The sequence below is a fragment of the Candidatus Viridilinea mediisalina genome, assembly GCF_002532535.1.
GTDB lineage: Bacteria > Chloroflexota > Chloroflexia > Chloroflexales > Chloroflexaceae > Viridilinea > Viridilinea mediisalina.
Genome location: NZ_NQWI01000010.1, coordinates 1 through 26664, shown reverse-complemented (window position 1 = coordinate 26664; position 26664 = coordinate 1). Strand labels below are relative to the sequence as shown.

The following is a 26664-nucleotide window of genomic DNA, read 5'->3' as shown; positions in this document are numbered from 1 at the left end:
CGCCCCAAACTAGATTTTTTGTTCGTTTTTGGCGGCTTTGCCGCCAAAAACGAACAAATATAGAGTTACCTACTTATCGCGCTTGGAGTCCCCCAGTGCAGCCTGGGCCGCTGCAAGGCGCGCAATCGGCACCCGGAAGGGCGAGCAACTCACGTAGTTGAGCCCCACCTCATGGCAGAAGATCACCGAAGCCGGGTCGCCGCCATGCTCGCCGCAGATACCGACCTTCAGGTTGGCGCGGGTGTTGCGTCCGCGCTCGGTGCCGATGCGAACCAACTGGCCCACCCCGCGCTGGTCGAGCGTCTGGAAGGGGTCGTCGGCCATGATCTTGCGCTCAACATAGAGCGGCAAGAAGCGCCCCGAATCGTCACGCGAGAGCCCCAAGGCCGTCTGGGTCAAGTCGTTCGTACCGAAGCTGAAGAACTCGGCCACCTCAGCGATCTCGTCTGCGGTGAGGGCCGCCCGTGGCAACTCAATCATGGTGCCAAGCATATAAGGCACCTCGACCCCCGCCTCCGCAAAGACCTCTTTCGCTACCTGGCGAACAATCTCCTCCTGCGGCTTCAGTTCGGTGACATGGCCCACCAGCGGGATCATGACCTCCGGCTGCACATCAATGCCCTCCTGCTTCACCTTGACCGCGGCCTTGAAGATGGCCCGCGCCTGCATCTCGGTGATCTCGGGGTAGATGATGCCCAAGCGGCAACCACGGAAGCCGAGCATCGGGTTCGACTCGTGCATGCTGTCAATCTTCGACTTGACCTTCTTGAAGTCAGCGTCAAGCTTCTTGGCCAGCAACTCAATCTCGTGATCGTCGTGGGGCAGGAATTCGTGCAGCGGCGGATCGAGGGTACGAATAGTCACCGGCAGCCCATGCATCACGCGGAAGAGCCCCTCGAAGTCGCCCTGCTGGAGCGGCTCGATCTTGGCCAGGGCGGCGCGGCGCTCTTCGGGCGTATCGGCGATGATCATCTCGCGCACGGCGTCAATCCGATTACCCTCAAAGAACATATGCTCCGTTCGGCAGAGCCCGATCCCCTCGGCACCAAAGCTGCGTGCCATCTCAGCATCGTGGGGCACATCGGCATTGGCGCGTACCCCCATCGTGCGGAACTCATCGGACCAACTCATCAACTCATTGAAATCAGTAGAAAGCTCCGGCTGCACGGTTGCCATCTGGCCCGCAAAGACCTCGCCGGTACTGCCGTCAAGCGTCACCCAGTCACCCTTGCGAATCGTGGTGCCATTCACCACCACCAACTGCTCGGCATAATTGATCCGCAGATCGCCCGCACCAGCCACACAGGGCTTACCCATGCCACGGGCCACCACCGCCGCGTGGCTCGTCATGCCACCACGAGCGGTCAGGATGGCCTGAGCCGCCACCATCCCGTGGAAATCCTCAGGGGCCGTCTCGACCCGAACGAGGATCACCTGCTCGCCAGTAGCGGCAAGCTGTTCGGCCTCATCAGGATCAAAGACCGCCTTACCACTCGCGGCGCCAGGCGAAGCCGGCAGGCCCGTCGTCAACGCCTGAGCATCCTTGCGCGCCTCGGGGTCAATCATCGGGTGCAAAAGCTGATCGAGGGCGTGCGGGTCTACGCGCTGCACCGCAGTGGCCTTATCAATCACCCCTTCGCTTACCAGATCGACCGCAATCTTCACCGCTGCGGCTGCCGTCCGCTTGCCAGCACGGGTCTGAAGCATCCAGAGCCTACCACGCTCAATCGTAAACTCCACGTCCTGCACATCCTGGTAGTGGCTCTCAAGCTGTTTGGCGATGTCATGGAACTGCTTATAGACTTCGGGCATCGTCGCTTCAAGGCGGCTAATCGGCTGGGGCGTGCGGACACCCGCAACCACATCTTCGCCTTGGGCATTGACGAGATACTCGCCAAAGATCTCCGAGCTACCCGTAGCCGGATTGCGCGTAAAGGCGACGCCGGTAGCCGAATCATCGCCCATATTCCCAAAGACCATCGCCTGGACATTGACACCCGTGCCTAAGCTATCAGAAATCTTATTGATCCGCCGATAGTCACGCGCACGACGGCCATTCCAAGAGCGGAAGACAGCGGCAATCGCCTCACGCAACTGCTCTTGCGGGTCTTCGGGGAAATCAACCCCCGCCTCGCTCTTAATAATCTGCTTGAAGGTCTCGGCGATCTGCAAAAGCTCCTCCGCCGAGAGGTCTGTATCCTGGCGTTGGCCATGACCTTTGGCTTCATCAAGGACATGCTCAAAGCGTTCACCCTCAACCCCGAGGACGATCTTACCAAAGAGCTGAATGAAGCGGCGATAGGCATCAGCGGCAAAGCGCGGATTCGCCGTAAGCTGCGCCAAACCCTCGCGGGTCGAGGCATTCAAGCCCAGATTGAGCACCGTGTCCATCATTCCGGGCATCGAAAACTTCGCCCCAGAGCGCACCGCTACCAGCAGTGGATTAGCGGGATCACCAAACTTCTTGCCAGTCTGCGCTTCAATGTCCTTCAGCGCCTCCAGCGCCTGTTCCCAGAGCCCTTCGGGAAACTTGCCGCCAATCTCATAGTACGTGTTACAAGCCTCGGTCGTAATCGTGAAGCCTGGGGGCACCGGCACCCCCGTGCGCGTCATCTCAGCCACGCCAGCACCCTTGCCGCCAAGCAGGTCGCGCATCGTCGCGTCCCCCTCGCGGAAGAGGTAGACCCACTTCTTTCCCATGCAAGGCCTCCTAACTCCTTTGGCACGTAGAAAATTTCACTTAGCACTATACCCGTCTGATTCCCAATTGTCAAAGTGGCCGGAGGTGATTTTGACGTAGCCCTAATGTGGATTGAGTGGTACGCACACGAAATCATCATATAACTCTACCTTTTTCGCCATTGTCAAGCTGTACCATAAGGTGTACACTAACCTTATGTCTATGCGTATCTTCCTCGTCGTAACCCTCCTCTTCACCCTGATCGCCAGCCTGCCTACTCAAGCGGTGCGGGCCAACCATGCAGCCTTGGTTGTCACCGTTACGGCTCATGGTATGCAGCGAATGTCGGCCCAAGACTTGATTGCTGCGGGGTTTGATCCGGCCCTTGATCCTACGCGCCTCTGGTTGCGTCATGGCGATCAGGTGGTTCCCCTAGAACTTATTGGGGCAGGGGCGCGTCTCGATGCCACGACTGAGCTGCGTTTCTATGCGCCCCCACCTGGCGACCGCTGGAATCTGGCTTCTTTCTACCGTTTGAGCCTTGAGGCTGAACCGGCCCCCCAGATGGCGATCATGCCGCCAGTGGTTGTGGCTGAAGATGAGCTTGAAGAGCGCACCACAGCCTATGAGCGGGGTACGATCTATCAGCCGCGCATCTATGATTCACGTCGGCCTGGGCCCGATGGCGACCGCTGGTTTAGTGTTGATCTGCGGGCCGACGCTGAGGGCGATGGGGAGGCCAGTTTTACGCTTGAACCGTTGCTGCCTGTTGCCTCCGGCCCAACGACGCTGACGATCCAGGCCCAGGTCTATGTCGGTACGGCCATGCGCCTTACGCTGAACTTGGGGCCAAACGCAAGCGCTGTGCTTACCCCCACCATGGGCCTCTGGACGGGCACCGTGGCCCTTGCCGATGAACATGGTAGCGAGGGACTTGACATAACGCTCTACAGCCCGATGAGTGCGGCGGGCGTGTTGCTTGACCGCATTGTTTGGGAGCGTCCCGCAATGTTGCAATTCAATCAGCGTGGTGCGCTCTTCCGTGGCGCTGAGGGCGCCTGGCGCTACCAACTGGCGGGGCTGCCTGCTGGGGCAGCACTCTACATCATCAGCGATCCTGCTGCTCCGCTACGCATTCCCTTGGAAGCCGGGCGCTTTGTTGCTGGCCCAGAGGTGCATGACTATCTCTTGGCCGGGCCGGGCACACTCCATCGCCCGGCGTTGCGCCCTTGGCAAGCGGGTGATCTTTTGAACCCGCGTCAGGCTGATGCGCTCTACCTCGCCCCTGCGGCGTGGCACGCGACCCTCGAACCGCTGCTGGCTCTGCGTACTACCCAAGGCCTTCGGGTGCATGCCGTGAGCCTTGAGGCTATCTATGAGCAGTGGAGTAATGGCGCGGTTGACCCCGAAGCCATCCGAAGCTTTGTGGCCCAGAGTGCGACATGGCCTACGCCACCGCAGAGCATTGTGTTGGTTGGCGATGGTACTAGTGATCCGCACGACTGGAGTGAGCGCGGGCCAAACAATCTGAATATTCTGCCGCCCTATTTGGCCGTTGTTGATCCCTGGCTCGGTGAGGCAGCCTGTGATACATGCTATGCCCGCATTGCAACCGCTGATCCGCGTGACGACCCGCTACCCGCAATGGCCGTTGGGCGCTTGCCGGTGAAGAGCCAAGCGGAGCTTGAGGCCCTCGTGGATAAGCTGATTGGCTATGATCAAGCGCCTGCTGAGGGGCGCTGGCGCGGTACCATTGCCATGATCGCCGACGATCCTGATACGGCTGGCGACTTTGCTGCCGAAGCGAACCGCATGGCCGCCACCTTCCCCACTGATATGCACGTGCGCCGCGTATTCTATGATCCCACGGGAACCTTTGGTATCGCTTCGGCCAATGAAGCCCACGCCAAGACTATGGCCGCCTTTAATGACGGTGCGGCCCTCTTGGTCTACACCGGCCATAGCCACCCGTGGCAGTGGGCTATTACCGATGTGGATAGCGAATTCTCTTGGCTGCTCAGCCTCTACGAACCCGACGCACTCACCAACCATGAGCGGTTGCCCGTAGTGTTAGCCATGACCTGTCTGAGCAGTGCCTTTGCCCGCCCAGCTATCAGTGGTACCACGGTGGACGAACGGCTACTCTTGGCACGCGGCGGTGCTGTGGCCGTCTGGGGGCCCACCGGCATGGGCGTACTCTATGGCCACGACCGGCTGCAACGCGGCTTCTTCGATGCCCTCTGGGCTGTACCGCCCGGCGAGGCTACCCTGGGCAGCCTCACCCTCGCGGGCTTGCAAGAACTGCACCGCAGCGGATCAGGCATTGGTGGCCCGCTCTTTACCTATGTCCTCTTAGGCGACCCGCTCACCCGCGTGCGCTACCAGGGGGGGTATGATACATGGTTGCCGCTGGTGGCTCGTTAGAGATGCGAAAGAGATACAGAGGATTGAACCACAGAGAACACAGAGAGGATTGAACCACAGAGGCACAGAGAACACAGAGGGGTTTGTAGTATGGCAATCGCCATTCCTAAATTCCCTCTCTTCCGGACTCTGTGTCTTCGGTGCCTCTGTGGTTAATAGCTCGGTATCTCCTCTTCCGGACTCTGTGTTCTCTGTGCCTCTGTGGTTCAATTCTCTGTACCTCTACAATTCCTCACGCGCCGCATCAGGATCAATCAGCTCCGCAGGCCCGGCGATGCGCCCACTGACGCTCTCTAAGCCCAGATTCAGGGCGCTGATGGCGTGCTCGACGGCGGCAACATGGTTACGATGGGTAATCAGCACCACCGTTGGCCCGGTGTCGGTGCTGGCGTAAACTGGAATGCCTTGGTTGCGGAGCTCATCGCACATGCGGAAGATGGCGATGTTCTCTGGTTCCCAGCCGATCAGTTTGTGTTCGCGTGAGCCGGACATGGTAACGCCGTGGAGCCGCATGCTGTCCAGTTCGGCAAATTGGCCCACCGTGCGCCACGCGCCTGTTCGGGCGGCGTTGAGACATTCGATAATTTCGTCGCCCCGACTGAGCATCCAGGTTTTGAAGAAGCTGCTGCAGGGGGCGTCGTGGTGGGCCTGTTCGGTCTTCAGGCCAACCCGTGAGTCGATGGGAATGGTGACGAGGGCAACATCGGCCAGTTGTTCGGCATCATCCAGGCGGATGGCGAAGCTATCTTCGTGGGTGATGCCGGGGTAGCTGAGCCAGAGTGCCAGACCACCAGCGGCGGCACGGCAGCCCGATCCGGCCAAGAGGCGGGCGAGACAACTGAGGAAGCGGGTGTTGGCCACCAACTCTGGGCCATAGAGCGCTCCCACGGCGGCGGCGGCGAGGGCAGCAGCACCCGCAGCGCTTGTCCCCAGCCCTTTGCCCGCCACGCGGGTCTTTAGGACATTACGGGTGGTTACGCGGGCGGCCACACGCACACTGGCGAGCGCCCGTACCGCATCGAGAATCTGGCTGATCCGCTCAAGCTCGCGCCCAGCCGCAGGCTGACCGCCCAGGGTGGCCACATCGCCCGCCAAGTGGGGATCAAACTCCACCAAGGTGACCGTATGGGCAGCATCGTTATTGAGCGAAATACTGGGCAGATAGGCAATCCGGTGCTGCCAATCGGCCAGCCCGTGGTATTTCAGAACCCCCTGCATCGGGTAGGCCCGCGCTGCCGCACAGCCGCGCTCGCGGGGGGCAGGCAGGCTACGGGGAAAGGGTGCGACCGGCAACCTATGATCGGCCAAAGTGGCCAAAATGCGCTCGTGTGCAGCGCGCATCGGCGCAACAGTATCGGCAAAGCCGTTGGGAATGGTAGTCATGAACTTGTACTAATTACCGTGGAACAGTCCGCATAGCGCATCATGCCAAAGCGCATTGGTATGCGGTATGTCCTGCTTGTCACTCGTCACTCATAACTGGCATCATCTACGCTCGTAGTTGGGCGCTTCCTTCGTAATCGTCACGTCGTGGGGATGGCTCTCGATCTGGCCCGCCATAGTTACGCGGATGAGTTGGGCTTCGCTGCGGAGCGCATCGATGTCTTTGGCCCCAACATAGCCCATCCCGGCCCGCAGCCCGCCAACCATCTGAAAGACCGTGTCTTGCAGCGAACCCTTGTAGGGCACCATGCCCTCAATCCCCTCAGCGACCATCTTGCGCGTCTCGTTGACATTAGTCTGGAAGTAGCGGTCGCCACTGCCGCGTGACATAGCACCAATCGAACCCATGCCGCGATAGGTTTTGTAGGCACGCCCTTCGTAGAGGATCGTTTCACCGGGGCTCTCTTCGGTGCCCGCAAAGAGCGAGCCAATCATGACACTATGGGCACCAGCGGCGAGTGCCTTGGCAATATCGCCGGAATACTTGATGCCACCATCGGCAATTATGGGGATGCCGAAACGCTCGGCGGCGCGGGCGCAATCGCTAATCGCAGTGATCTGTGGCATGCCAGAGCCGGAGACCACGCGGGTGGTGCAGATACTGCCTGGGCCTTGGCCCACCTTGACCGCATCCACGCCCCGTTCGATCAGGGCGATAGTTGCGGCGGCGGTACTCACATTGCCCGCAATCAGATCAACGCTGGGGAAGGCTTCACGCAGGCGTACAACCGCATCAAGCACCCCTTGCGAATGGCCATGAGCAGTATCTATGGTCAGAACATCCACTTCAGCGCGCACAAGGGCTGCCGCTCGTTCAAGGTAATCTCCGCCGGTACCAACAGCGGCCCCGACGCGCAAGCGTCCTTTGCTATCCTTGGCTGCCTGGGGATGTTCGATCTGCTTCATAATATCTTTGACCGTAATCATCCCGGCCAATTTACCACGACCATCCACCACCAGCACCTTCTCAATCCGATGCTTGTGAAGCTGCTCCTTTGCCTGTTCCAGCGTAGTGCCTTCGGGCACCGTCACCAGATTACGGCTGGTCATCAACTCACTAATCGGGCGAGTACGATCATTTTCAAAGCGCAGATCGCGGTTAGTAATAATGCCCACGAGGTTACCCTCATTGGTCACAATTGGCACCCCGGAGATCTTATACTCCGCCATCAGATCAAGGGCGTCACCAATGGTACGATCAGGCGGCAAGGTAATCGGATCGGTAATCATGCCGCTCTCAGAGCGTTTGACCTTGCGGACGCTATCGGACTGCTGCTCAATCGTCAAGTTTTTATGAATAAAGCCAATCCCGCCCTCACGGGCAATCGCAATCGCGAGGCGATGTTCGGTAACGGTGTCCATCGCCGCACTCACAATGGGAATATTGAGCCGAATGTTGCGGGTGAGCCAGCTATGCACTTCAACGTGGCTCGGAATAACCTGGGAATGTGCGGGGATGAGTAAGACGTCGTCGAAGGTAAGTCCCTCGCGGGCGAACTTCTCGTCCCAATTGATCGTCACAATGCCCCTCCTTGCGCGTATGGGAGGCTACGCTTTGCAGAATACTACGGATAGTGTGTTTCACTATACCCCGCCTCAACCCTAGAGTCAACTTCTTTACGCACTCTTTGCGTGCGCTTAACCTTAGCATAGCTTGAATACAATCTACGGCTGCTATGGTTCGGGCGGATATTGTTCACCAAGGGAGGCGCAAGCAATGCATCAATCTTATGGCATGGCTGATCTGCACCTGCACACCAACTATAGCAGTGATGGCAGCACCACTGTGCCAGAATTGCTGGCACGGGCTGCCGCGTTGAACCTACAGGTGGTTGCGGTGACTGACCACGATACGATTGCGGGTGCGCGTGAGGCCCAGCGTTTGGCTGATTCCTACGGCGTTGAGGTGATTGTGGGCGAAGAGGTGACCACCCGTGATGGGCATGTGTTGGCGCTCTTTATTGAAGAGCAGCTTCCGCCTGGCCGCCCTTTTACCGAGACGATTGCAGCAGTACGCGATCAGGGCGGCCTTGTGATTGCGCCCCACCCCTTTGGCCTCTTTGTCTCATCGTTGGGGCTAGTGGGCTGGTCGCAACAGCAGCGTCATCCCGCGTGGGGCCAGCTTGTGGATGCGATTGAGGTCTTCAACGCTGGGCTGTGGCGCTCACAGAGTAACACGCTGGCTACTCAGTTTGCGACTACCCACGGCATTCCTATGGTTGGTGGTAGCGACTCGCACCACCTAGCGACCGTTGGGATGGGCTTTACGCGCTTTCCCGGACGCACTGCCGCCGATCTGCGCCGAGCTATCTTGGCGGGCCAGACGAGTGCGGGCGGAACGATGTGGGGCGTCTGGCGCATTGCCGAAGCGGGAGCCCTCTGGGCCCAACGTAGCCTGAGTGCTGTGCGCCCGGCGTAGAACGATAGGGCATCCCATCCCCAAGCGCAAGCTTTGGCTTTTCTGAAACTATCTCCAAACATCAACGTTGTATCAACCTACCCAATTCCCAGACGTTGCGCATCAGCCTGGAGGGCCGCAATCACCTCAGCGATCAATTCATCAAGGCTCATACCAATGACTTCCGCGCCGTGGTGGATGCCGGTGCGACTCACCTTGGCGGCGAAGGCTTTATCTTTCAGCTTCTTCTTCACCGACGAGACTTGAACACTGGCGATATTCTTATCGGGGCGCACAAGGGCCACCGCGCTCACAAAGCCACTCAGTTCATCTACGGCATAAAGGGTACGCTCAAGGGGGCTTTCGGGCGCAATGCCACTATAGTCGGCATGGCTAAGAATGGCGCGTACCACCTCAGACCCCCAGCCCGCCTCACGCACATAGGCCACACCATAGAAGGGATGGCCCGGCAACTCAGTGGGCAGGGGCTCACCCGCCAAAAGCGCATGGGCAAGGGCGGTCGTCGCTGGGCCGGGCTCAGGCATATGGGGATAGCGCTCAAAATCCATGTCGTGCAGCAAGCCCACCGCACCCCAGAGATCCTCATCGGCCCCGTGCTTGCGGGCGAAGTACACCATACAAGCGGCAACCGCCTCACAATGTTTACGCAGACTCTCAGCCTGGACCCATTCATAGAGGGTGGTACGCGCACGTTCGGTAAGCATTGGTATGTGGCTCCTTGTGTTTGGGTTCCTTTTGGGAGGCTATGCCTCCCCAGAAGAACGCTTTTTCTTTGGTGTGGGCGGCTTCGCCGCCCACACCAAAGAAAAAGCATGGTTTGGGGCGAAGCATCAATCAACCATATCTTACCAGATCAGCCAACTAGTTCTCGCTATCCCCTTCACGGGCCAACTTCCCGGCCAATGCAGGCGACATATAGTTGCGGGCAATCGTGTTCAAGGTGCTATCGTCAACCAAAAAATCGGCAGGACACTCCTTGAGTTGCGCCCGCTGTTTGCGCCACGTCTGGAGTTGCGCGTAGGTCTGCTGCTCTTCGCTGCTGAGTAGCTCAGAGTCCGCCTGTCCTGCATCCATATTCACCGGGCGCTCTGGATCATTACCCTCTTCATAGAAGACCAGGACCGACCAGCAGCCTGCTTCGCTATTGCTACTCTGCACAGTATAGACACTCACTTGGCGCAAAAATTCGTTCAACTGATCGGCATCCTCCTGGGCATAACGGGGGTGGCGACGTAGGGTAAAGTGACGACAACGCACGGTACAACTCCTTTCCCACAGGGGCAAAAAAAGGTTCCTTACTCATGTACCGTTGCAAGGGGCGAAAAGTTACGCTTTTGGGCAAAAATTCGTCATATTGGCTCTATTTGCTAGTGGTAGTAGTACGTGTTCACCCCAAAGAACCATTGCAAAAGGCCAAAAAATACGCTAAGATAAATTCAGCATCCGGCGGGGGCAGGCCGGATGAAACAGAAACCGAAGCTCTGAGCGTTGTTCGGCGAGGCACGACAGAGCACGGGGACACGTACTCGGCAAGACCCGGCGTAAAACGCCGGGTCTTGTGCGTTTTCTCTGGAACGATACGTGGTTTCGTTGTCACTATGGTATAGTGTTACCCTATAGGGATGGTTTTAGGACACTTTATGCGCTATTAGGTAGTGCCGACTTTAGTCGGCTGAGGTCACAGGCAGCCCTCGGATGCCGACTAAAGTTGGCACTACGACGGTAAAGCTGAAAACCCCTTTCTGAAACCTTCCCTGAGCAAAGAGATGCCTATACCAGAAAGTATTCCCCATGGTTCACCATGCTGCCCCTCTACGCAACCTGCTGCTCATGTGCAGCCTGCTTATGCTGCTGCTAGGCGGCTTTGTGTTTGCTGCCGCTCCGGTACCGCAGGCCAGCGCAACGGCTGCTGCGCCGCGTGAATTCATTGTTGGCTATTCGGCCCAAGGCCGTCCGATTAGTGCCGTGCAGTTTGGCACTGGCCCACGCAAGCTCGTGGTTGTTGGCAATACCCATGGTGCGCCCGAGGCCAATACCTACCGTCTGACGCTGGCTTTGATTGAGCATCTGCGCGCCCACCCTGAGTTGGTGCCAGATTCGGTGCGTCTCTTTCTTATTCCCACGGTGAATCCCGATGGCATGGCTATCGGTTGGCGCTTCGATGCGGCTGGGGTTGACCTCAATCGCAACATGAACACCAACATTGACGCCTGCCCGGAAAATGATTGGCAGATCACCGTGCAAGGGGCCTATGGCTTTATCTCCGATACAGGTGGCCCCTACCCCGATTCACAGGTCGAATCGCAACTGGTGCGCGCTTTCCTGATTGATGCTGCCGGGGCGATCTTTCTGCACTCCAATGCCGGCTTGGTCTTCCCCGCTGCATGTGAACACCAACCCTCCATTCGCCTCGCTGAGGTCTATGCTGAAGCTGCGGGCTACAACTATAGCCGCTACTGGCCGTTCTACCATATTACCGGCGGGATGCATGATTGGGCCGGTGGTCTGGGTATTGCTGCAATTACGCCAGAATTGGTCACTGGCGACCAGATCGAGTTTGAGGAGAATCTTGCAGCACTCAGTGCCGTCCTAGACCAAGCCGATGAACTGCTCCCCTTGCCCGAAGATGGCGAAGTAGCGGGCGTGCCTGTCCCCGCAACCATCTACCGCTACTGGCGCGCCCTCGGCGGCGAAGAGCGTTTCGGCGTGCCCATCGAACCGGCCCGCAGCAGCGCGACCGGCGTCAGCCAGACGTTCCAGCATGTCCGCATTGGCCTACAGCATGCTCAACGCGATACGCTGCTCTACGTCCAACCCGAACCACTGGGCGTAGCGGCAGCCGAAGGGCTAGCCTATGGTGGCGCAGGGGCGCGCACGCCCCATGAGCAGCCACCAAGCGAAGGCATCTTTTTCCCCGAAACCGGCTACAGCATCAATGGCAACATGCGCAGCTTCTGGCTGCGTGGTGGCGGGCTAACCGTCTTTGGCTTGCCCCTCTCCCACCCTTTCCAAGACAACAGCAACTCTGAGCAGCCGCGCACGCTCCAATATTTTGAACGTGCCCTCTTCAGCTACACTGCAGAAACGGGCGTCCAGCTCAAACCCCTGGGCGTGCGTACACTGGCCCTAGAGGAGTTGCAGCAACCCAACGCAGCCCAAATGGTGCGGTGAGAGTCGAGAAGAGATACAGAGTTTTCACCACAGAGGCACCGAGGACACAGAGGTGGCTTCGACAAGCTCAGCCACCGCGCCGCTGGCTCGGTGGTTGAGCCTGTCGAAGCCACCGCGCCGCTGGCTCGGTGGTTGAGCCTGTCGAAACCACCGCGCCAGCGGCGCGGCCCAGGGCTTCTTCGCGCTAACAAATAGCTTTGTACCTCTCAAAACCTCCGCAAGCGCAGCGAATTGCTCACCACAAAGACCGAACTGAAAGCCATAGCCCCCGCAGCGAGCATGGGGTCGAGCTGCAAGCCGGTGAAGGGGTAGAAGACACCGGCGGCCACGGGGATGAGCATGACATTGTAGATAAAGGCCCAGAAGAGGTTCCAGCGGATGGTTCGCATGGTTGCTTTGCTGAGGCCAATTGCTTGGGGCACGCCGTTGAGATCGCCGCGCATCAGGGTCACAGCCGCCGCCTCTATTGCAACGTCGGTGCCTGTGCCAATGGCAATGCCCACATCTGCCTGGGCCAGGGCCGGAGCATCGTTGATGCCGTCGCCAACCATGGCAACCACGCGGCCTTCGCTCTGGAGCCGTCGGACTTCGTTGGCTTTATCTTCGGGGCGCACTTCGGCCAGCACGCGATCCACCCCGACCTGCTGGGCAATCGCGGCAGCGGTACGCTCGTTGTCGCCCGTCAGCATGGCCACTTCAATCCCTTGGGCACGGAGGGCTGCAATGGCTGCCGCCGAGGTAGGCCGTACCGTATCGGCAACCGCGAGTACCCCCAGAACTGCGCCATCGGCGGCCACCAGCATCGCCGTTTTACCTTCGGCCTGCAGGCGCTCAATGTCGGCTGCCAGGGGACCCAAAGCCACACCGCGTTCGGCCATCAGCCGTGGTGTGCCGACTAGCAGCGCGTGGCCATCCACTTCAGCCTCGATGCCCGCCCCCGTGATCGCATTGAAGCGTGTCGGACGACTCAGGCTTAAGCCTTGGGCTTGGGCGGCACGCACAATGGCCTCGCCCAAGGGATGTTCACTGCGGCTCTCGGCGCTGGCAGCGAGGTAGAGCAGCCAAGCATCGGGCGCAAGCGGTTCACCAGTCCCGCCATTGCCGCCTACCAGCAGCGTCTGCGGCGTAGCACCCACAGATTGCAGTGGTACCACATCGGTGACGGCAGGCTTGCCCTCGGTAATCGTGCCGGTCTTATCGAGGATCACCGTCTGCAAGGCACTCGCCCGCTCAAGACTCTCGGCGTTCTTGATCAGAATCCCGCGTGTTGCCCCAACCCCTGTGCCAACCATAATGGCCGTGGGGGTGGCCAAGCCGAGGGCACAGGGACAGGCGATCACCAAGACGGCCACAGCAAAGATGAGCGCCTTGGTCAAGCCAACCCCGCCCAAGAACAACCAGACGAGGAAGGTGGCGGTAGCAAAGAGAATCACTGCTGGCACAAAGATGCTCGCCACATAATCAACGAGGCGCTGTACGGGGGCGCGGCTGCCTTGCGCCTCTTGCACCAGGCGAATAATCTGGGCCAGGGCGGTTTCGCGCCCCACCCGCGTAGCCCGTAGTTGGAAGCTACCACTGCGGTTGATGCTCGCCCCCACGACCGTATCGCCGGAGTGCTTCTCGACCGGCATACTCTCGCCGGTGAGCATACTCTCATCAACGCTGGAGCTACCCTCAACAATGACTCCATCCACAGGAATCTTCTCGCCAGGACGAACGACTACGATTTCGCCCACGCTCACATCAGCCACCGGCACATCTACTTCTTGGCCGCCACGCACCACACGGGCCGTCTTGGGTTGCAGCCCAATCAGGGTCTTAATTGCCGCACTCGTCTGGCTTTTCGCCCGCGACTCCATGTACTTACCGACGAGCACAAGGGCAATAATCACCGCAGCGGTCTCGAAGTAGACATGACCGGGCGCACTAGTGAGCAGGAGGGCCAGACTATAGAAATAGGCCGCCGAAGTCCCCATAGCAATCAGCGAATCCATATTGGCGGTACGGGCCTTGAGCGCCTTCCAGGCATTGCGGTAGAAATCGGCCCCACTGTAGAACTGCACAGGCGTGGCGAGCAGCAGGAAGAGCCAATTGAGCAGATCATAGCGAGCGGGCACCTTTTCCATCATCATAGCCATCGAAGCGCCATGCATTTGCTCAAGCATCGCCGCACCGGCAGGCACCATCCAGGGGGCCAAAAAGCCAAAATCGCGGCTCATGGCTAACACAAACAGGGGCAAGCCACAGACAATTGCCACCAGCAACTGGTGGCGCTTATGGGCCAACTCGTGGGCGCGGGCCGCCGCTTCGACATCCTCAGCTTCTGCCGGATCGTGGCCTGTCGCCTCAATCACGCCATAGCCCGCCGCCTCAACTGCGGCCTTCAACTCGGCATAGCCCACACTTGTTGGCTCATAGACGACCGTAGCCTGTTCGCTCGCCAAATTCACTTGGGCCGACAACACCCCCGGCTGTTTCCGCAGTACCTTCTCGACCCGCGCCGAGCATGAGGCGCAGGTCATGCCAGTGATGGGCAGGGTTAACTCTTGATCCTTCATGGTCTTTAATTCTAGGAAGAACAGGGGAGTAGCAGAGGAACAGAGGAACAGGGGAACAGAAGCATCTTAGAGGCTATCTGGAAATTCTGTGAACTGGCGTTGGAGTGCCGGCTAAAGCCGGCACTCCAGCTTGTGCCCCTCGACTTTTCAGACAGCTTCTTAATTATCCTCTGTGTTCTCGGTGCCTCTGTGGTAAAATTCTCTGTACCTCTGCCTCCGCCTCTCCGCCTCACGCCTCAATGTTGCACAACCTCATCGTAGCCCGCTTCGTTAATCGCAGCAACAATCGCAGCGGAGCTACAAGCATCGCTATGTTCAACCGTCACAACCTTGGTGGGGAGATCAACGCGCACGGCTTGCACGCCTGCAAGCTTCTGCACCTCTTCGGTAACAGCACGCACACAATGTTGGCACGAGATCGCGGGCACGGTATACTGCTTGGTCTGCATGATGATCCTTTGCTTATTCAGGTCTGGGCAGTCGCTTGTGATTCATTGTACCACTTAGTACGTAGAAAATAGGAAATGGGAAATAGGAAATAGGAAATAGGAAATAGCCTGAAAGCATCAGGATGCACCCTGCTTCCTGCTTCCTGTTTCCTGCTTCCTGTTTCCTGTTTCCTGCTTCCTGCTTCCTGCTCCCTACATCCTACTTCCTGCTTCCTACACCCTACTTTCTAATTTACCTCGGCTCCCAACTGCGGCGCAGGAGCGGCCAAGCGTGGCGCAGATACTCCAGTGCCGAGGCGACTGTCCAGATCAGGGCTAGGCCCATAACGATGGGCCAGAGTTGCAAGGGCGGCACGAGTATGCCACCAAACATAGTTCCCATCAAGCCCCCCCGTTCTGCACTAGACGCAAGCAAGCGCCAGATTAGCGCGGTGACCGTGATGGTCAATTTCTGCTTCCCAAGTTTGCCTGCGGCAATAACGACCCCTTCGGCGGCGGCAAAGGAGCGTAGCCCGGAGATGACAAATTCGCGCACAATGATCACAAAGGCAACCCACCCAGGCAGCATCCCGAGTTGCACCATGGGCAGCAGAGCGCCAACGACAAAGATTTTGTCGCTAATCGTATCAAGAAAGACGCCGAAGGGTGACACCACCTGCATACGCCGGGCAATCTTGCCATCGGCTATATCGCTGAGCGCCATAAGGAGCAGCAGGGCAATCGCGGCCATATCGGCCACCGGATCGGCCATCAAAATCAGCCCAAAGAGCAGCGGTGTTGTAACAATGCGGAAGAGACCAAGGAGATTGGGAAGACTACGCACAATGCCTCTCGTTTTGCTCTATTGCCTATGCCTACGCATGCTCTACTCCATAACCAATACTTTCAGAAAGTTGGTTGGCCCATAGCGATAGATGGGGTGGCCACCAGTAAGCACGAGGGCATCGCCGCTCTGCATGAGCCCTTGGTTGGTGAGAAGAAGCTGGATCTGGCGCTCAAGATCTTCAAGTCGGTCGGCAACCTGGATTTGGATTGGATGAACACCCCAGTAGAGGTTCGCACGGCGGGCGGTCTCTGCACTGGGGCAGAGGGCAATAATCGGGACGCGGGGGCGGTAGTGGGAGACCATGCGTGCGCTGGCGCCGCTCTGGGTCAGGACAGCGATTGCGCGCACCGGCAGGGTTCGTGCAATCGTACATGCGGCATCGGCGAGGGCACGCGGGGTTGAGTGAACATCGGGAATGGCCCAACGGGGACTCGCACTGGCGGTTTCACTCCCATTATAGGCCGTCCGTCCCTCAATCGCATCGGCAATCAGGGCCATCATCTGCACCGCTTCAATCGGGTAACTGCCTGCGGCGGTTTCGCCACTGAGCATGACCGCATCGGAGCCATCAATGATCGCGTTGGCCACATCGCTCGCTTCGGCGCGGGTGGGGCGCGGGTTGTAGATCATCGATTCGAGCATCTGCGTAGCGGTAATCACGGGTACCATAGCGCGATTCGCGGCATCAATCAACTGCTTCTGCACGAGAGGCACGCGCTCGGGTTCCATTTCGACGCCGAGATCACCACGGGCAACCATCAGCCCATCGGCAACGGCCAGAATTTCGGGCAGCACTTCGAGCGCTTCGGGGCGCTCGATCTTGGCAATCACCGGAGTAGTCCGTCCAGCCTGCCGAATAACCTCCTTGAGCGCCACAATATCGGCGGCCCGGCTGACAAACGAGAGGGCCACAATATCTACCCCCTGCGCCAAGCCAAAGGCCAGATCATCAAAATCTTTAGGCGTCGCCGCCGCCGCACTCACGCGCACCCCCGGCAGATTGATGCCCTGATTGGGTTTCAACCACCCTCCGTGAACCACCTCAGTGATCACTTCGGTTGCAGTGCGCTCGACCACAACTAGTTGAATCAAGCCATCAGAGAGCAAAATCCGGTCACGGGTACGCACATCGTGCGGAAGATCCTGATAGGTCGTACTCACCCGCTCAACCGTCCCCGCTACCGCTTCGGTCGTTAGGGTAAAACGTTGCCCCACCAGCAACTCAACGGGTTGCCCTTCAAGCAGCGGGCCGGTGCGAATCTTGGGGCCTTGCAGGTCTTGCAAAATCGCAATTGGTCGTCCCGCCTCAGCGGCAGCCCGGCGCACATCGGCAATCAGTTGCGCGTGGTCGGCATGACTTCCGTGGGAAAAATTGAGACGCACGATATTCATACCGGCACGGATCAAACCCGCAATCCGTTCGGGGCTACTGCTCGCAGGCCCAAGTGTAGCCACGATCTTTGTACGCCGCATAAAACTCCTCAGGGAAGGTTTCAAGACACTTTACAGTTTGTGAGGACGCGAGGACGCGAGGACGCGAGGACGCGAGGACGCGAGGACGCGAAGGCGCGAGGACGCGAGGACGCGAAATCTCCACGGCTTCGCCTCTCCGCTTCGCCTCTCCATCGCTTCGCCTCACGCATCCCAGAGGGCAAGTGTAGCAGGCTCCGCAGGTCTGTCAAGCGCGGGCTATGAGTTTCAGAATTGCCTCTGCGGCTTGTTCGGCGGCACCGGCCTGCACGGGGGCGGGGTGGGCACGCAATTGCGCGAGGCCCGCCGGGGCGAGCCAGGTGGCAGCACCAGCGAGCATGTCCGCTTTGCGATTGCCAATCAGCACCGCCGAGCCAGCGTCTACCAAGTAGCGCCACTCGGTCTCGTTGCGCGTAATGAGCAGGGGGGTCTGCAATACGCCCGCCTCTTCCTGTAAGCCACCAGAATCGGTAAGGACGGCGGTGGCACTGCCGATCAGCCGCAGGGTGTCGAGGTAGCCTAGTGGCTTGCTCAGGCACAATTTGGGCGAGAGCGTCAAGCCCTGCTGCTTGAGTGCTGCATCGGTGCGCGGATGAACCGGGAAGACGATGGTGTACGCTTCGGCAAGTTCGTTGAGCGCCTCAACCATGCCGGGCAGCACGCTAGGAATCGTATTCTCGGCGCGGTGCAGCGTGAGCAAGAGGTAGTCCTGTTCGCGTAGTTCAAACTGCTCCAGAATGGTCGAGTTTTGGGCATGCTCGCGGTTGCGTAGCACCGCATCAATCGCGGTCGAGCCAATAGTGGCAATGCTCGCTTCAGGCAAGCCCTCGTTACGTAAGTTGGTGGTGGCAATCGCATCAGCGGCGAGCAGCAGGGCCGAGATATGATCCACAATAATGCGATTCTGCTCTTCGGGCATGGCGCGGTTGAAAGAGCGCCCGCCCGCCTCGAGATGCACCACCGGAATGCCAAGTTTACTCGCGCAGAGCGCCCCCCCCAAGGTGGTATTCGTGTCACCCTGCACCAGCACCGCATCGGGCTGCTCGCTGAAGAGAATCGGCTCGAGCCGCGCCAGAATGCGTGCCGTCTGTTCACCATGGCTGGCCGAGCCAACCCCCAAAGCATGGTGCGGCGCAGGCAGGTTCAGTTCCTGAAAGAAGATGGCGTCCACATCGTAGGAGTAGTGCTGCCCCGAATGTACCAGCACATGGTTGCAGCGCTCAACGAGCAACGGAATCAGCGGCGAAAGCTTGATAATCTCCGGGCGTGTGCCCAGGATGGTGAGGACTTTTGGCATAGATTTTTCCTTTAGGGATGGTTTCAGAAACAGCCTTTCAGCTTTACAGTTGGAGTGCCGACTTTAGTCGGCATCCAGAGGTTGTCGGCGACCTCAGCCGACTAAAGTCGGCACTCCGTCGGAGGCCAAACTGTAAAGTGGCATGAAACCTTCCCTTACCCAACAAACTCCAGTTGCACCCCATAGTAGCGCTTCAAAAACAGGGCTAATTCCTGATAGACCGGATCAGGGTCACTTATCATCTCGTTGCGGGTGAGATCGAGCCAGTGGCTGCTGTTGGCTGGCCGCCAGGCCGGGCGGCTGATCAGCCAGATGGTGCGCGTGGCGTCGTTTGGGATTGTTGGTGCGTCACCATGGCTGGGGGCAAGCATGATGCGGTAAGTTTGCCCACGATAGTGCATGCGTAGATTGCCGCCTTGCTGCTCAACTTGCACCCCCCAACTCTGCTTGAGTACCAGATCGGCAAAGTGGCGCAGCATCTGTGCAGCGGCGGCATCCAAGCGGCGCGGACTCATCGTGCGGCGCATGCGCTCCATCTGGCCCACGATTTGCGCCGGGTTGCCCTCGGCGATGCTCCCCGCTGGTAGGCTGCCACTCACCACCGAGCGCGAATTGACAAAGCTGTTGTCGCCAATCTCTGCACCAGGCTGCAAAAAGACCCCCGCCGCACACCAGACATAGTCGCCCACGGTGACCGGTGCGAAGCGTACCCAGTAGCCCTCGGTAAAGGGCAGAAAGGAGCCGTGGGTATAGATCATTGAACGGGCACCGAGGGCGCTCCAACGCCCAATGCGTACATCTTCTTCAGTATTGATCAGCGACTGCGGCCCAATGTAGCTATGTTCACCCACATGCAGCCCGGCAGCACCATAGACCAAATTGAAGCTACTGATCAGCCCGTAGCGCCCCAAACTGATCGCCCCGTCACAACGGATCAACGTAAGCGCCCGAATTTCACTATAGTCTTCCAGCGTAATCTGACGGCCCATCAGGCTCGTGAACCAACCGATACGTACATGCCGCCCCACCTGCGCCCCGCAGCAATAGCGCAGAAACCAGGGTTTGAGCGGCGGTGGTAGGATGAAGAGGATGATGAAGAGGAGGGTTTTGGTAGGAAACATTGATATGCTCAGCAGACGGGAGGTGGCAAGAGGTACAGAGAATTTCACCACAGAGGCACCGAGGACACAGAGGTTGGAATAGCAGGAATGTCACATCCCTCTCTGTGTTCTCTGTGTCTCTGTGGTGAAATTCTCTGCATCTCTCCTCGCCGCATCACAGCCCTTGGCTCACCCGCTCGATCATGGCCTGGCGCACTCGCCAATGGTCAGCAATTGCGCCCGGTGTAGCGAACCAGACATCTTTGCGCTGGAAGAGATCAGCCCAGAGCTTGCGGTAGGTCGCGGCCCAGCCCGGAAAGAGCGCATCGTCATAGACGTAGTCGTGAACATCAACCAACAGCATACCACCATGGGCCGCCGTGCGCTGCACGAGGCCACTCAGCAAGAGCATGCGATCACCAGGGTTGTCTTGGCGCTGCCCAAAGAGATGGTCGTCCATCCAGGCCGTTGGCAATTGCAATGTCTCTAGGGCGCGGCGTTGACCAGCGTGCCATGGGTAGAAGGGCCAGTTGCTGCCGCGCCGCCAGCCCAGGTAGCGGTTGTGGGTCAACGAGGCATCGTAGTGAAAACCCACCTGCTCGTGGAGCAGCAGCGTCGCTTCAGGATTGGTGGGGTCGAGGTGCCAGTAGTGGTGGCGGTTGCCCTTGATCGGCTGCCCACTCGCCCTCGCCAGCGCCTCACGCTCGGCTGCGAACTTACTAGCACTGGTGTAGGCCAAATAGCTCGCGTGTAGGCCAAGCTCCCAGCCCTCAGCAGCCAACTCGCGGAAGAGGGCGCGAAAGCTGGGCCGGTGAATATCATAGAACGGATCGGGCAGGCCGCTGGCATACTCAAGCAGCGAGCCCTTACGGGCCACAAAGAAGAAGGCCGAACGGGCATTGTACTGCCGTTCCAACTCCATCCATGAGCGAAAATGCCAGTGGCTATGTTGGCCCAGTGCAACCTCAACGGCAGGACGCAACCCGCGCCGACCTTGGCGGGCGAGGATGCGGAGCGGTTCGATCCAACGAATGATCTCCGGGTAGTCCACATCGTGGCCACAGGTAGCGGCCAAATTCGCCCCAAAGGGCCAGCGCGCCAGCCCTGGCGGATAGCCCAAGGCACGCAACATCTGACCAAAGCCACTTGCTATGGCGCTGGCAAGGCCCAAACGAAGCACGCCGTGAGCAAGCGTGGGCGTGCCAGTCAGATCAAGGTAGCCATGCTTCCCACGGGGATGCTGCTGCTCCTCTTGGCCACTGAGCAGCCAAAAGCAGTCAAAGAGCAGGTCGCGCTCAATGATGCAGCGACCCGACTGGATGCTTTGGGGCGGGCCAAAACTCGGCTCCACCGCAAAGCGCGGACGCTCCCAGCCGTTGCTCTGTTCAACCCCAACCAGCCGTTGGGCGGCGGGCTGGGCCCATTGGCTCGCATGGGCACGCACGACCAGACGGGCCGCCGGAGCATGTGCCGGATCAAGCGCATAGGCCAGATCGGGCCTTGGCCCCTGCCAAGCCACCTCCTGCCAAGCATACCCCAGCCCAGCCAGCAGTGTACGCCATGTATAGGCAATTTCAGGCCGGAAGTCGGCGAGGGCCGGGTCGATAGCTAGAGTTAATTGTGGCGGCAACATGTATCTCCTAGCACCCTTCGGCGTCTTATACCAGTTACGAGTGATGAGTGACGAGTGACAAGCAGGGTATATCTCATTGCAATGCGGTCTGACATAATCTGCTATGCGGTATATTCAACGGCAATTGGTATTAGAAGCTGTCTGAAAAGGGCCTCAGGGTCGTTTTACACGATGTGGCACACGTTGGAGTGCCGGCTTTAGCCGGCTAAAGCCGGCACTCCAACGCCAGTTGATAGACTTTTCAGACAGCCTCTTAGTGCCTATTCGCCCTTCGCCCTTCGTCCTTCGCATCCCGCATCCCTCATCCCTGAGATCACCCCTTACGCATCTTCTTAAAGCGCGCACTATGCTGTTCCTGCTCGGTAAGCTCAATGCGCGTCGGAATCTTGTAGGGGGCCAGGCGTTCGCGGCAGAAGGCGCGCAAGCGCCGCTTGAAGGCGTTGAGCTCTTCGGGTTCAAAGAGGTTGCAGCGCACACTGACAATCTGGCCGGTAATTGGGTTCGCTTCGCCCACCACGGCGGCATCGCGCACGTTGGGCATCTGGAGCAGCACACTCTCCACTTCGGCGGGGTAGACCTTCTGGCCGCCGACGTTGATGATTTCGCTGCGCCGCCCCAGGATGCGGATGTATTCGCCATCCACTTCCACCATGTCCTGCGTGTTCATCCAACCCTCAGCATCGAAGGGGCTGGGGGCGTTGAGGTAGCCGAGCATCGCCGATTGGGCGCGCACCCAGAGGACGCCATCCACAATCTTGGTCTCAAAGCCTTCGCCCCCCACCTTCACCCAGAGCGAGTTGGAGTCTTTCGATTTGGAACGCAGAATGCCCAACTCCGAGAGGCCATAGGTTTGCAGCAGTTGCACCTTGGGGAAGATTTCGTGCAAACGTTGCAACGTACTCTGCGGCATCACCTCGGTACCATAGGTAATCAGTTCGAGCGATGAGAGATCGTGGCGCACATAGGCTTCCGAGATGAGCAACAGGTTGAGGAAGGTGGGCGAGGTGGGCAGGGTCTGCACCCGTTGGCTCGCAATCGCCGCACAGACTAACTCCGGGTCACGCGAGGGCACGGCAACAACAGTGCCGCCATTGGCCAGGGTGTAGAAGAGGGTATTGATGCCACCGATATGATCGAGCAGCAGGAACGTAAGCGTCACGCGGGCATGGCGCGGCAGTTTGAACTTCTCCAGCAGCGGGGTAAAATTGTGCAGCGCCGCTTTGCTCTTGCCGGTGGATCCCGAAGAGAAGAGGACGAGGCCGGGATTGCCGCTGGCGATCAGCCCTTGGGTAAGCGCATTGCTCACCTGGACAGGTAGGCGTTCAAGCTGCCAACCATCACTGGCATCGAAGCGGATCACCACCTGCACCTCAGCGATCTGCAGGAACTCATCACGCTGCGCAGCGACCGAATCGGTCAACGGGACAACAATCGTCCCGCGATGCACCAGCGCCAGCATGAGGCTCACCGCATTGGGCGAATAGTCGCCCTCAATCGCCACAACCTGACCAGGGGCCACCTCATGCTGATCGAGCTCATGGTTCCAGTGCTGCACACGGGCCAAAAGCTCACCATAGGTATACTGCTGGCCCTGCCAAACAATTGCGGCCCGGTCGGGCCACTGGGCCATGCGTTCGAGGAGCCATGAGGCTGACATTAGCCACCTCCACCCAAGTAGATCACCTGGCCGGTGATGTAATCACTTTCGGGGCGTATGAAGAAATCAAGCACGTTGGACACATCGGCAAAGGTACCGAGGCGCCGAATGGCTAGTTGATCCACAATCTGCTGAATTTTGTCGTGCGGCACACCACGGATGAGATCGGTCTCGATAGGGGTTGGGCCGAGTGCATTGACCGTAATGCCAAAGGGGGCCAACTCTTTGGCCAAAATGCGCGTCAGCGTCTCAACGGCGCTCTTGGAGGCGGCGTAGATCGCTTCGCCCTCAAGCCGCAGTGGGACAGCAATGGTACTAAAGTTGACGATACGGCCATAGTTGTGCCGCCGCATCACCTTGGCCGCCTCGCGGCAGACAAGGAAGCTGCCGACGACATTGGTGGCGAGAATGCGCGTGAGGGTCGCACTCGGCACGAGTAGCGCATGGTTCATCGAGGCGATGCCGGCATTGTTGATTACCACATCGAGGCGACCATGGCGGCGTTGAATAGCGGAACAGAGCGCCCGCACCTGGCGCTCATCGGTCACATCGGCCTGGTGGTGGGTATAGCCCTCAAGTGTCCAATCGGGCAACTCACGGCTACAGCCCGCCACAATAGCCCCCTGGCGCACATAATGCTCCACAAGGTAGCGCCCAATGCCCTTGCGCGTCCCGGTAATCAGCACAACCTGATCAGCCATGGGCCAACTCCTCAGCCAGCAGCATCCCAATATACTCCGCCAGTGAACCAACCGTACGGAAAGGACTATGCTGCTGCGACATCGCCCGGTCGTCGGCAAGGGTCAAGGCCACCTCAAATTCCTCTTCCAAACGCTGTTCCAGATCAACAATCAGGGTCACTAGGGCAAGCGAATCGAGTACCGCCTGCTTACCAATCAAGCTCGTGCTTGCCTCAAGTTGCGCTGGCATAGGCCGTTCGCTCAACTCAATCGCTTCGCGCAGGCCATCGAGTACGATCTGAAGTAGGGTCTCAGGTGTGGGCAGGGGCATAGAAGGTGTCTTTCAGGTAGGGAGGTGGTGAAATCTTCTCCAGTTCTAGTTAAAGAGATCCGAATCCACCCAACTGGGATCATCAAGCGTCAGGCTATAGCCATTGCCAGAGCGGTCGCTCGTGGTCTGGCCACTCCCCTCATCGAAGCCAAAGAGGGCGCGGGTATTGCCATCCCCATCGAAGGGAGCACTTGGGGGCGTGAAGGTTTCAGTGTAGCGTACCACATCAGAGATGCGTAGTTCGTCCAATTGGCCGGTGAAGAAGCCGTAGGGCTCAAGCCCGCCAACAACGAGGTTAGGGCCAACCGTGATGCCGCCAACACCAACCTGTGGCCCAGCGACGCCATTCACAAAGAGTTGACCCATGTTGGTGCTGACGTTGTAGCTTAGAGCGATATGATTCCAACTATTGATAGTGAGTGCGGTTGGATGCTGTACACTTTGCCAACTGTTGCTATTGTTGAGCATCCACCACGTGGCCTGACCACCGTTGAGTTCGAGCGACCAACCGCTATCTGTATCTGCGCTGGTGGCGACGATCACTCCATCCTGCTCAGCAACACTGGGCCGCACCCAGAGTTCAATCGTCTGGCTGCCATTCAGCCCACTGATCGCAACACCCTCTAGGCTATCGGTGCTATCAAAGATGAGCGCATAGTTGCTGCCAGGAATGGGGGTGTTGGTTGGGGTAGGCGGCAGCGGCGTGTTGGTTGGGGTAGGCGGCAGCGGCGTGTTGGTCGGTGTAAGCGTGTTGGTTGGGGTAGGCGAAGGGCCGGGCGTGTTGGTGGGGCCGCTAAAGCTAGGTAGGGCCACTTCGCTGTAACCAATCACCTCGTTGGTGCTGAAGACTTGAATTAGCGCAGTAGTGCCAGTGGGCACGTCACCCGCAAGGCTGAAGGTGATGCTCTTGGTGCCTGCCGGTGCGCCATTGGGCAGCCGCATCAGTAGAGCACCACGGGCGTTGCCACCAGAGTATGCATCAGTCACTGCCGCCGGATCGGCGACCAGCGTTGCCCCTGTGCCAAAGCCGCTGAAGCTCCCCGCCGTGACGTTGCCAAAGGGGATGCTGGGAGGCAATGTGATCAGCACGCTGCCACCATTGGGGATAGCCTCACTACTGAAGTTGAGCGTATAGGTACCAAGGCTGTAATCAACGCTTACATCAGCCAGTGGCGTTCCCGGCGTCATCATCGCCAACCCGAAGCGCGTCGACTCGGGCCGCGTGCTAGTGGTGTAGTAGAGGCGATAGCTTGAACCCTCCTTGAGCGCCCGCACCGCCCAGAGGTAGTCGAATCCGCCAGCGTCAATCGAGTCGTTTGCGCCCGTCCAAACAGGCAGGTTGGGATCAGCGCGTGTCCAGTTGATTCCGTCGGTCGAGACCATGTAGCCCGTCGTATAGACCGAACCAAAGTTAACTGCCTCATACCACATGCGGAAGATCGCGCCATCTTTGATCACGGTAGGAACACCAAGATTATTCTCATCAAAGGTTCCAGTTGGCCCTGGCACCGTCGTGGAGCCATTGGGTAGTGAACCGGCCCGTGTCCAATTCACGCCATCGGGCGAGAGCGCGAGGCTAATGCTGAAGCGGTAGCCATCGCCAATACCTTCGTACCACATGCGGTAGCAGGGATCGCCATCGGTGCGTCCATCTTCGCAGGGCAACTCAGGGCTGGCTTGGTCGAGGATGACACTCGGCGCAACGATGTAGACCGAGTCGAACTGACCGCTTTCACCCGAATGGCGTAGTACCGCATTCCCGCCCGCCGATCCAGCCACCCGTGTCCAGGTAACCCCATCGGTTGACTCGGCAAGTCCAAGTCCCGCAATGGTGCTGGGTTCGCTGAATCCGGTGTACCACATGCGGTAGGTTTCGCCCACACGGATGATACTCATGGTCGAGACACCGTCGCGGTCGAAGGTTCCCGCCACATCCGAAGCCCGGAAGACTGCGCCACCGGCTAAGGGGCCAACAACCCGCTGCCAGGTTAGGCCATCCGCCGAGACGGCGTGGCCAATGGCTCGTTCAAAGGAGGGTTCGGGGCCAGTACCTACATACCACATGCGGTAACAGAGGCCGTTGGTACGCCCATCCTCACAGGGGCGAGTAGTAGTCGCCTCGTCGCGCAACACCTGGGGCGGGAAGATCTCGGTCACATCGAAACTCGTACCCGTACCACCGCAGTTCAGGCCAACAATAGCAAAGATCGCTCCACCAAGATGGGCGCAGGCCGGATTGGGCACTGGCAGCCATGGCTGCGCCCCCAGCGGCGGTGGTGGCACCGGGGTGGGGGTGGCATCCGAGGTGGCGGTGGGGGTTGGGGTCTCCGTGGGGGTGGAGGTCTCGGTGGGGGTGGAGGTCTCGGTGGGGGTGGAGGTCTCCGTTGCCGTCGCCGTTGGGGTCTCGGTGGGGGTGGGGGTGTCGGTGGGCGTCGCCGTCGGGGTGTCAGTGGGGGTGGGGGTGTCGGTGGGCGTCGCCGTCGGGGTGTCAGTGGGGGTGGGGGTGTCGGTGGGCGTCGCCGTCGG

Annotated in this window: 19 protein-coding genes; 3 read left to right on the top strand and 16 right to left on the bottom strand. The window is 59.2% G+C overall.

All coding sequences use genetic code 11. The features are described from left to right. Positions 1 to 69: 69 nt before the first annotated feature. Entirely contained in the window at positions 70 to 2700 is a 2631-nt protein-coding gene (gene ppdK, locus CJ255_RS03720; protein WP_097642751.1) for a pyruvate, phosphate dikinase, read from the bottom strand. Between the two features lie 196 nt (positions 2701 to 2896). Between ppdK and CJ255_RS03715 the strand changes: the two genes are divergently transcribed. Further along, entirely contained in the window at positions 2897 to 5104 is a 2208-nt protein-coding gene (locus CJ255_RS03715; protein ID WP_097642750.1) for a C25 family cysteine peptidase, read from the top strand. 222 nt (positions 5105 to 5326) lie between these two features. Here CJ255_RS03715 and CJ255_RS03710 read toward each other — a convergent pair whose 3' ends face one another. After that, complete coding sequence (locus tag CJ255_RS03710; protein WP_245863164.1) at positions 5327 to 6487, bottom strand: diphosphomevalonate decarboxylase; 1161 nt, start codon at positions 6485 to 6487, stop codon at positions 5327 to 5329. Between the two features lie 102 nt (positions 6488 to 6589). Then, positions 6590 to 8068: an IMP dehydrogenase gene (guaB, locus tag CJ255_RS03705; RefSeq protein WP_097642749.1), complete on the bottom strand. Its 1479-nt coding sequence runs from the start codon at positions 8066 to 8068 to the stop codon at positions 6590 to 6592. Between the two features lie 196 nt (positions 8069 to 8264). Here guaB and CJ255_RS03700 point away from each other — a divergent pair, with 196 nt between their 5' ends. Further along, positions 8265 to 8966 (top strand): CehA/McbA family metallohydrolase, encoded by a 702-nt coding sequence (locus CJ255_RS03700; protein ID WP_097642748.1) that lies wholly within the window; start codon positions 8265 to 8267, stop codon positions 8964 to 8966. Positions 8967 to 9043: 77 nt separating this feature from the next. Here CJ255_RS03700 and CJ255_RS03695 read toward each other — a convergent pair whose 3' ends face one another. After that, on the bottom strand, positions 9044 to 9670 hold the full coding sequence (locus CJ255_RS03695) for an HD domain-containing protein (RefSeq protein WP_097642747.1): 627 nt from the start codon (positions 9668 to 9670) through the stop codon (positions 9044 to 9046). Between the two features lie 157 nt (positions 9671 to 9827). Continuing rightward, a complete protein-coding gene (locus CJ255_RS03690; RefSeq protein ID WP_097642746.1) occupies positions 9828 to 10223 on the bottom strand; it encodes a hypothetical protein in 396 nt (131 codons plus the stop codon). Between the two features lie 534 nt (positions 10224 to 10757). Between CJ255_RS03690 and CJ255_RS03685 the strand changes: the two genes are divergently transcribed. Further along, a complete protein-coding gene (locus CJ255_RS03685; protein ID WP_245863162.1) occupies positions 10758 to 12137 on the top strand; it encodes a M14 family metallopeptidase in 1380 nt (459 codons plus the stop codon). 206 nt (positions 12138 to 12343) lie between these two features. Here CJ255_RS03685 and CJ255_RS03680 read toward each other — a convergent pair whose 3' ends face one another. The 11 genes from CJ255_RS03680 to CJ255_RS23315 all read right to left on the bottom strand — a co-directional run. Continuing rightward, positions 12344 to 14695, bottom strand: a complete 2352-nt coding sequence (locus CJ255_RS03680) for a heavy metal translocating P-type ATPase (RefSeq protein ID WP_097642745.1) — start codon at positions 14693 to 14695, stop codon at positions 12344 to 12346. Positions 14696 to 14931: 236 nt separating this feature from the next. Then, positions 14932 to 15144: a heavy-metal-associated domain-containing protein gene (locus CJ255_RS03675; RefSeq protein ID WP_097642744.1), complete on the bottom strand. Its 213-nt coding sequence runs from the start codon at positions 15142 to 15144 to the stop codon at positions 14932 to 14934. Between the two features lie 232 nt (positions 15145 to 15376). Beyond that, positions 15377 to 15967, bottom strand: coding sequence for a CDP-diacylglycerol--glycerol-3-phosphate 3-phosphatidyltransferase (pgsA, locus tag CJ255_RS03670; protein WP_097642743.1), 591 nt, complete (start codon positions 15965 to 15967; stop codon positions 15377 to 15379). Between the two features lie 42 nt (positions 15968 to 16009). Beyond that, positions 16010 to 17443 carry a pyruvate kinase gene (gene pyk / locus CJ255_RS03665; protein WP_097642742.1) on the bottom strand — a complete coding sequence of 478 codons (1434 nt, stop codon included), beginning with the start codon at positions 17441 to 17443 and terminating at the stop codon, positions 16010 to 16012. A gap of 205 nt (positions 17444 to 17648) precedes the next feature. After that, complete coding sequence (gene wecB, locus CJ255_RS03660) at positions 17649 to 18737, bottom strand: non-hydrolyzing UDP-N-acetylglucosamine 2-epimerase (protein ID WP_097642741.1); 1089 nt, start codon at positions 18735 to 18737, stop codon at positions 17649 to 17651. Positions 18738 to 18892: 155 nt separating this feature from the next. Beyond that, entirely contained in the window at positions 18893 to 19858 is a 966-nt protein-coding gene (locus tag CJ255_RS03655) for an acyltransferase (protein WP_097642740.1), read from the bottom strand. A gap of 154 nt (positions 19859 to 20012) precedes the next feature. Further along, on the bottom strand, positions 20013 to 21470 hold the full coding sequence (locus tag CJ255_RS03650) for a polysaccharide deacetylase family protein (RefSeq protein ID WP_245863161.1): 1458 nt from the start codon (positions 21468 to 21470) through the stop codon (positions 20013 to 20015). A gap of 313 nt (positions 21471 to 21783) precedes the next feature. Further along, positions 21784 to 23127: a long-chain fatty acid--CoA ligase gene (locus CJ255_RS03645; protein WP_097642739.1), complete on the bottom strand. Its 1344-nt coding sequence runs from the start codon at positions 23125 to 23127 to the stop codon at positions 21784 to 21786. Beyond that, the gene (locus tag CJ255_RS03640; protein WP_097642738.1) at positions 23127 to 23828 is read right to left on the bottom strand and encodes an SDR family NAD(P)-dependent oxidoreductase; all 702 of its coding nucleotides are present in this window, start codon (positions 23826 to 23828) and stop codon (positions 23127 to 23129) included. Before CJ255_RS03640 ends, CJ255_RS03645 begins: the two co-directional genes overlap by 1 nt. Further along, positions 23821 to 24138 carry a hypothetical protein gene (locus CJ255_RS03635; RefSeq protein ID WP_097642737.1) on the bottom strand — a complete coding sequence of 106 codons (318 nt, stop codon included), beginning with the start codon at positions 24136 to 24138 and terminating at the stop codon, positions 23821 to 23823. Before CJ255_RS03635 ends, CJ255_RS03640 begins: the two co-directional genes overlap by 8 nt. 45 nt (positions 24139 to 24183) lie before the next feature. Beyond that, positions 24184 to 26664 (bottom strand): LamG-like jellyroll fold domain-containing protein (locus CJ255_RS23315; RefSeq protein WP_281257175.1); only part of this gene is annotated, 2481 nt, incomplete at its 5' end.